The 6434-nt window shown below is 73.2% G+C and carries 7 protein-coding genes; 4 read left to right on the top strand and 3 right to left on the bottom strand.

Annotation, left to right across the window (positions count from 1 at the left end; all coding sequences use genetic code 11):
• The first annotated feature begins 14 nt into the window (after nt 1-14).
• Complete coding sequence (locus tag M8542_RS32455; RefSeq protein WP_257924105.1) at nt 15-653, top strand: TetR/AcrR family transcriptional regulator; 639 nt, start codon at nt 15-17, stop codon at nt 651-653.
• Nucleotides 654-666: 13 nt separating this feature from the next.
• On the opposite strand, the gene M8542_RS32460 is transcribed toward M8542_RS32455, so the two are convergent.
• Together M8542_RS32460 and M8542_RS32465 are read right to left on the bottom strand one after the other, a co-directional pair.
• A complete protein-coding gene (locus tag M8542_RS32460) occupies nt 667-978 on the bottom strand; it encodes a hypothetical protein (protein ID WP_257924106.1) in 312 nt (103 codons plus the stop codon).
• 64 nt (nt 979-1042) lie between these two features.
• A complete protein-coding gene (locus M8542_RS32465; RefSeq protein WP_257924107.1) occupies nt 1043-1510 on the bottom strand; it encodes a hypothetical protein in 468 nt (155 codons plus the stop codon).
• Nucleotides 1511-1842: 332 nt separating this feature from the next.
• On the opposite strand from M8542_RS32465, the gene M8542_RS32470 reads away from it, so the two are divergent.
• Nucleotides 1843-2397, top strand: coding sequence for a hypothetical protein (locus M8542_RS32470; RefSeq protein WP_257924117.1), 555 nt, complete (start codon nt 1843-1845; stop codon nt 2395-2397).
• Here M8542_RS32470 and M8542_RS32475 read toward each other — a convergent pair.
• Entirely contained in the window at nt 2360-4369 is a 2010-nt protein-coding gene (locus tag M8542_RS32475) for a glycosyl hydrolase family 65 domain-containing protein (RefSeq protein WP_257924108.1), read from the bottom strand. The two genes, M8542_RS32470 and M8542_RS32475, sit on opposite strands and share 38 nt — an antisense overlap.
• A 186-nt stretch (nt 4370-4555) precedes the next feature.
• Between M8542_RS32475 and M8542_RS32480 the strand changes: the two genes are divergently transcribed.
• Both M8542_RS32480 and M8542_RS32485 read left to right on the top strand, forming a co-directional pair.
• A complete protein-coding gene (locus M8542_RS32480) occupies nt 4556-5587 on the top strand; it encodes a potassium channel family protein (RefSeq protein ID WP_257924109.1) in 1032 nt (343 codons plus the stop codon).
• A 583-nt stretch (nt 5588-6170) separates the two neighbouring features.
• Nucleotides 6171-6434 (top strand): hypothetical protein (locus M8542_RS32485; protein ID WP_257924110.1); only part of this gene is annotated, 264 nt, incomplete at its 3' end.

A 6434-nucleotide genomic window follows, 5' to 3' on the forward strand; every position in this document is an offset into this window, starting at 1 on the left:
GAGAGGAGCAGCCGATGACGGACCCCGGCGGGGCCAGCTCACGCGAGCGGTACCGGGCGCAGGTGCGCACCGAGATCAAGGAGCACGCCTGGGCGCAGATCGCCGAAGCCGGCGTGCCCGCGCTGTCGCTCAACGCGATCGCCAAGCGGCTGGGCATGAGCGGGCCGGCCCTGTACCGCTACTTCGGCAGCCGCGACGAGCTGATCACCGCCCTGATCCGCGACGCGTACCGCAGCATCGCCGACGTGGTCGCGGCGGCGCGGGCCGGCGGCGCGGACCTCGCGGGGCTGGCGCACGTGATCCGCGACTGGGCCCGCGAGGACCCGCAGCGGTACTTCCTCATCTACGGCACGCCGGTCCCCGGCTACCACGCGCCGGACGACACCACGGCGATCTCGTTCGAGGTGATGACGGTGCTGATCGACGCCTGCGGCACGCCATCGACGGTCTCGGCGTTCGACACACACCTCGAGAGCCACCGCGACTGGGCCGGTGACCACGCGGCGCCGGGGGCAGCACTACATCGGGCGTTGTCGTTCTGGACCCGGTTGCACGGTGTGCTCTCGCTCGAGCTGGCCGGCCACTTCGCGGGCATGAAGTTCGACCCTGAACTGCTGATCGCGGAGGAGATCGCGGCGCTGCCGGGCGAGTGAGTGCGCGGCGTGGTCAGGCGGGTTCGGTAAGCGACCGCGCCTTCGGCGTGACGACGTCGGTCAGGCCGAGCCGGGCGAGCTTGCCCCGCACCGCCGCCGAGGCGAACACCCGCACCCGATAGCCGGGCGCGTTCACGTGCGGCAGCAGCACTTCGACCGCTTCGGTCGTGAAGTGGTCGACCCGGGTGAGGTCGACCAGGAGCAGCGCCGTCCCGCGCGCGGCCGCCGCCAGGGCCGCGGCCAGCGTCTCCGCCGGGGGTGCGCCCTGGGCCCGGACCGTCACCGTGCCCGCGGTGGGGCCGGTGACCTCGATCGTGCTGGCCATCGGGGCTCCTCTCGCGGGGCGGGGACGTGAAGGGGTTCGGAGCGGACGGGCGGCCGGATGGGCCTCAGCGCGGGAAACAGCTCAGCGGCGGCAGGGTGCCCGTGGTGGTGGCCGACAGCTCGACGAGCCAGACGAGCAGGTGGGTCGCCACACCGACGACCTCCTCGACGTCGCCGCGGGTGGCCAGCTCGACCTGGATCTCGCGGCTCTCCTCGTCCCCGCCCAGATCGGCGAGGAGCGCGCGAAGGGCGGCCAGCAGCGCGGGCGGCAGGCATTCGACCTCGACCGGCTGTTCCCGGTCGTCCTCGACGGCGACGGTGAAGATCGCGTCGGCGTCGCCGGGGTGGCGGGCGCGCACCGCGGCCGCGCACCGGCCGACCAGCTCGCCGACGAGCACGGCGGGCACCCGCGATGACGGAGCCCGCCCGAGGATGATCAGCGCGTCGGCGACGTCGTCGCAGGCACCGGCCATCGCGGCGGCGACGAGCTCGGCGGTGAACTGCCGGACGTCGGCGTTCAGGTTCTCCGTCATGAACTCCAGATACCCGGCCAGGGCACGGTTAACCGCGCGCCGCCGGCTGGAGGGGGAGTCGGTTCGCGGTGGCCGGCCGGTCGGGGGGCGTGCCGCCCGGCCACCGCGACACCTGAGAAGAGGGGACGCCGGGCCGGAAATGACGGCCCGGCCGCGGGTTCACCGGACCGGGTGACACCGCCGCGGCCGCTGTCCTCGAAGATGGCTTCATGGGGCGGGACGAGACACGGCGGCGAGCCGTCGAGAAGATGTTCGCGCACGAAGCGCGCCTCGATGCCGAGCGGGATCGGACGCTGGTCCGGCCCGGCTTCCGCGAGCGCGTCGAAGCGCTGATGCGGGACCACTGGCAGGAGCCGGTCCTCGTGCTCCGGCTCGGCGACACCGACGTGGGCTTCGCCGTGCCCGGCCGCCGCCTCGACGGCACTGTCGCCGGAAAGCGGCTCGTCCGGCGGTTCTTCTGGAACGTCCTGCGCGGGATCGGCGGCGCGGCCGTGGTCGTCTTCTCCCTGGCGCACGGCGCGCTCGCGCACCCCTTCGGGCGCGAAGTCCGCGTCACCGGCCCCGCCGGCGCGCAGGCACTCGGCCTGCTCGACGAGCTCCGGCGGACCAAGGCGCCGTGGCTGGTGTGCGCACCGGGCGGCGTCGCGCTGGTCGACACCGGGTCGACCTACCTCGACCCCGCCGACGCGCCCGAGCCGAAGCTCGTCTGGGAGGCCCGCAAGCCGGACGCGCCGGAGTTCGGCCCCCGCGGGCGCACCCTGACCTGGCCCGACGGGTCGGTCTTCCGGTTCCCGCTGCACGGGAACACGGAAGACCGGCACCTACGGGCGCACTTCGAGCCGCCGGACGTCATCCACTGGTCCGGGCGGCCAGCCAGTCGAGGTTGACCCGGCCGGTGTCGCCGGCGCCGTAGGACAGCGTGACGACCGGGTCCCGGCCGGTCAGCGGCACGCCCTCCACGGTCACCGTGCCCCAGTCGTCCCAGCTGTCGGAGACCTTCGGGAAGCTCACCTGACGGACGGCCCGGCCGTCGACCGACAGCGTCATCGTGCGGGTGTCGCCGTTGGCGTTCGCGTAGCGCAGCGTGATCGCGGCGGTGCCCGGCTGGTCGGCGGTGCGGTGCAGCGTGAACGCCGACGCGGCGCCTTCCGCCCAGAGCCCGTCGAGGAACGCGCGGCCGGAGTAACCGGTGTGGTTGACGTTCGTCTTGACGCCGCCGGTGTTGTGGGCGTCTTCCGCTTCGAGGTGCGCGGGGTCGGGGCAGCCGGCCACCGGGCCGGCGGTGTCGGCGCAGCGGTCCGTCGCGTCGGGCACCCGGTCGCCGTCGCGGTCGCCGGCGGCCGCGCCGGTGAGGGTGATCGCGATCGTGTGGTCGCCGCTGAGCGTGGCCGGGACGGCGTTGCCGGGCGCGGGCCTGCCGTCGACGGTGAACGAGGAGATCCTCGTGCCGGCGCCGTGCAGCGCGATCGTCAGGTTCGCGGTGCGGTAGCGCAGGTTCCGCAGCGTGACGTCACCCCAGCCCGCGGGGAGGTCGGGGGCGAACGTCAGCCCGCGGTCGGTGAACGTCAGCCCGAACAGCCCGGTGTGGACCATGTCGAGGAACGCGGTCGCGGACCAGGTCTGGTCGGGTTCGGAGCCCCAGTGGAACTTCACGGTGTCGCCGAGGCGCTGGTAGCCGCCGTCGACGACGCCGGTGGTGCCGTTGTAGATCTCCCAGAACCCGCTGTTGCCGCCCGCCAGCTTGGCCAGGCGCGCGACCTCCGAGGCGAAAGCGCTCTGGTGTCCTTGCCCGGCCAGAGCTTTCGCCCACAGCCCCTGGACCAGTGGCCAGACGATCGCGTTGTGCCGCCCCGGCTGCGCGTCGGAGTAGCGGTCCCAGTTCGGGTAGGTGTCGGGGATGCCCCACGGCATTTCCCGTGTGCGGGCGAGGATCGACCGCGTCTGCGCGGGGTTCGCGATGCCGAACAGCACCGCGAACGCCAGCCCGGTGCCTTCCTGGTAGGCGCCGGTGCTGCCGTCGGCGAGGAGCTGGTAGTCGTAGAGCCCGGTCGCCGGGTTCCAGAAATGCCGGTTGATCGACGCCTTGAGCGCGGCGGCCTCGGCGCGGTAGCCGGCGATCTCGCGGCCCGGACGCCGGAGCTTCTCGGCCATGTTCGCGGCGTTGACGTACGCGCTGTAGTAGACCTCGTTGGTGCTCAGGTACATCCCGCTCGCGACGCCCGGCCACGGCGCGCTCCCGGTGCTGACCGACTCGGTGGCGTCGGCCGGCGGCGCGGGGTAGCCGGCGATCCCGTCGTTGAAGAACGACGGGCCGGTGAACAGGCCGTAAGTGGTGTTGCGGGAGGCTTCGCGGATCGCCAGGGTGTCCGCGGTGGTGGCGTAGGCGTTGCCGAGGAAGGTGTCGTCGCCGGTGACGAGGTAGTGGTGCCACGCGGCGGTCACCCAGATCACCTGGTCCCACTGCTGGTCGTCCTGCTGCACGCGCAGCGCGCCGGCGGCGTCCTTGTCGACCACCGCCCACAGCGTGTTTTCCGCCAGTGCCGGGGAAAGCAGGCTCGTCGCGTTCCAGCTGTTGATCGACGCGTCGCGCGTCCACGGCTGGTTGTAGCCGCCGCCCGCGCGCACGATGCCGACGGCCGGGTCGAGCAGGCCGCTCTTGTCGTACTTCGCGTCGTAGCCGATCGTGTTGGTGCGCACCAGGTTGTCGAGCGCGGCGGCGTAGGCGCTGCCGAACAGCGCCTGACTGGCCGGGTTCGCGAACTCGAGGTCCGGTGTCGGGGGTGCGGCGGCGGCCGTGCCGGTGACGACGCCCCCGGCGATCGCGACGGCGAGCAGTGCCGAACTGACCCGTTTCCTCATGCGCGTAACCCCTTTCGGCGCGGAGGGACCGCGGACAGTGCACCACGGAACGCCGGTGTTTCCCCGGAAACGGCGTGATCCTGTCCGTTTCTGTCCGCCGTCACGGTCCGGTAAAGATCGTTGTGCCTGGTAGCAGCGTGTGATCAGGTGTCGGGACCTCGTGGTCGCGCTCGGTGAGGAGGACCGGTGACGTTCTTCCTCTCGCGGCTGTTCGCGCGCTGGGTGCTGAACCGGGGCTGGCTCCTGCCGGTCGCCGTCGTGGCCGTGGTGTTCCTGACGAGCTGGCCGCTGATGGCGCTGGCCGAGCCGGCGGGCAGCGAGCTGGTCCGCCCCGGCAACTACTGGTGGTACTTCGTCGTCACCGCGACCACGGTCGGGTACGGCGACTATTCGCCCGAGACGGTCGCCGGGCACTTCGTGGGCGCGTACGTGATCGTCGGCGGGATCGCCACGCTCACGACGGTCTTCACCAAGCTCGCGTCGAAGCTGGAACAGGCGAAGGGACGGCGGATGCAGGGGACGGAGGCGGTGCGCGCGAGCGGGCACACGGTGCTGATCGGGTACGCGGCCGGGCGGACGGAGCGGATCGTGGCCCAGCTGCTGGCCGACGGCGTGACGGGGCTGGTGCTGTGCGCCGAGATCCCGGCCCACCCGATGCCGACGCAGCCGGTGGACTTCGTCCGCGGCGAGCCGACCGCGGCCGAAGTCCTTTCGCGGGCGGCGGTCGACCGCGCGGCGGCGGTCCTGGTCGACATGGCCGACGACAACGAGGCACTGGCGGTGGCGGTCACGGTGGACCACGCGAACCCGGCGGCGCACGTGGTGGTGACCCTGCGCGACCTCGACCGGGCCGAGCTGGTGCGGTACGTCGACCCGCGCATCCGCTGCGTCCAGTGGCACACACCGCGGATGGTGACGGAGGAGCTGACGTCACCGGGGATCGCGGAGGTGTACGCGGAGCTGATGACGGCCGGGGGAGCGGACACGTATTCGGTGACGTTGCCGGAGTCACTGGGCCGGCTGCCGGCGGAGCGCTGCCGGCTCGCGCTCGGCCGGGCGTTCGGCGCGACGGTGCTGGCGGTCCGGACGGGTGCGGGGCTGGAGGTGAACCCGGCGTGGGACGCGGAGCTCACGGCGGGCGCGGTGGTGTATTACGTGGGGCCGAGGCGGTTGAGCGGGGCGGACGTGGAGACGGCGCTGCGCGCCGCGGTGTCCTGAGTGGTGGGTGGCGGCGCCTGGTGTATCGCGGCGGCCGTGGGCTGCGGGCTTCCCGCGGCAGCTGTCGTGAGTGGGCGGTCGTGGTGGCGCGGCGGCTGCGGGCTTCCTGCGGTGAGGTCGTGGTGGAGCGGGTCGCGCTGTTGGTGGCTCGGCCTGGCTGGTTTGCTCGCTGCCCGTGGTGAGCTGTGTGGCGCGGCGGGCGGTCTCCGGTCGCTCGAGCGGCCGTGGGCTGCGGTCGTGGTGGAGCGGGGGCGCGCCGCCAGCGGCCCGGCCTGTGTGGCGCGGCGGATGGTCTCCGGTCGCTCGGGCGGCTGTGGGCTGGGGCTTCCTGCGGCAGCTGTCGTGCCGGAGCGGCCTCGCGGCGGCGGCTTGGCGAGTGGCGGCGATGTCCTGAGTGGCCGCGACCGCCCGGCGACCCCACCCCACACCGACCCCCTCAATCCGATCAATCACCACCGCCCCGACCAGCGCGTTCCCACACCCGTCGCCCCCTTTGTCCGGATTCCCGCCCCCTGATGGTGGCCCCGGCGGGCGGGGAGTTGCATACTGCGAACATGGCGCGAGGGAAAGCGGAGGTCGCGCGGTGAGCCCCCGTGAGGAAGGCTCCCGCCCGAAGTTCGGCCGGATCGACCCGTACTGTCTGATGGCGGTGCTGCCGATCCTGCTCGTCGCCGGGATCATCGGCTCGCTGGTCAACGTGCTGCTGGGGCTGGGCTGCGCGGTGTTCGCCGGCCTGATCGTCCTGTTCGACTCGTGGGCCAACCGGCCCAGTGCCGCACCGCCGCCCCCGCCGCCGCCTGCCCGGGCCGCGCGGCCGGCTCCGGCGCGGGCACCCGCCCGGCGGCCC

Origin of the sequence: Amycolatopsis iheyensis, from assembly GCF_024703995.1 — a bacterium.
GTDB lineage: Bacteria > Actinomycetota > Actinomycetes > Mycobacteriales > Pseudonocardiaceae > Amycolatopsis > Amycolatopsis iheyensis.

Bases quoted from the DNA above. Each gene is read 5' to 3' on its own strand.
- M8542_RS32475 (WP_257924108.1), bottom strand. From the start codon at position 4,369: ATGAGGAAACGGGTCAGTTCGGCACTGCTCGCCGTCGCGATCGCCGGG.
- M8542_RS32460 (WP_257924106.1), bottom strand. From the start codon at position 978: ATGGCCAGCACGATCGAGGTCACCGGCCCCACCGCGGGCACGGTGACG.
- M8542_RS32455 (WP_257924105.1), top strand. From the start codon at position 15: ATGACGGACCCCGGCGGGGCCAGCTCACGCGAGCGGTACCGGGCGCAG.
- M8542_RS32470 (WP_257924117.1), top strand. From the start codon at position 1,843: ATGCGGGACCACTGGCAGGAGCCGGTCCTCGTGCTCCGGCTCGGCGAC.
- M8542_RS32465 (WP_257924107.1), bottom strand. From the start codon at position 1,510: ATGACGGAGAACCTGAACGCCGACGTCCGGCAGTTCACCGCCGAGCTC.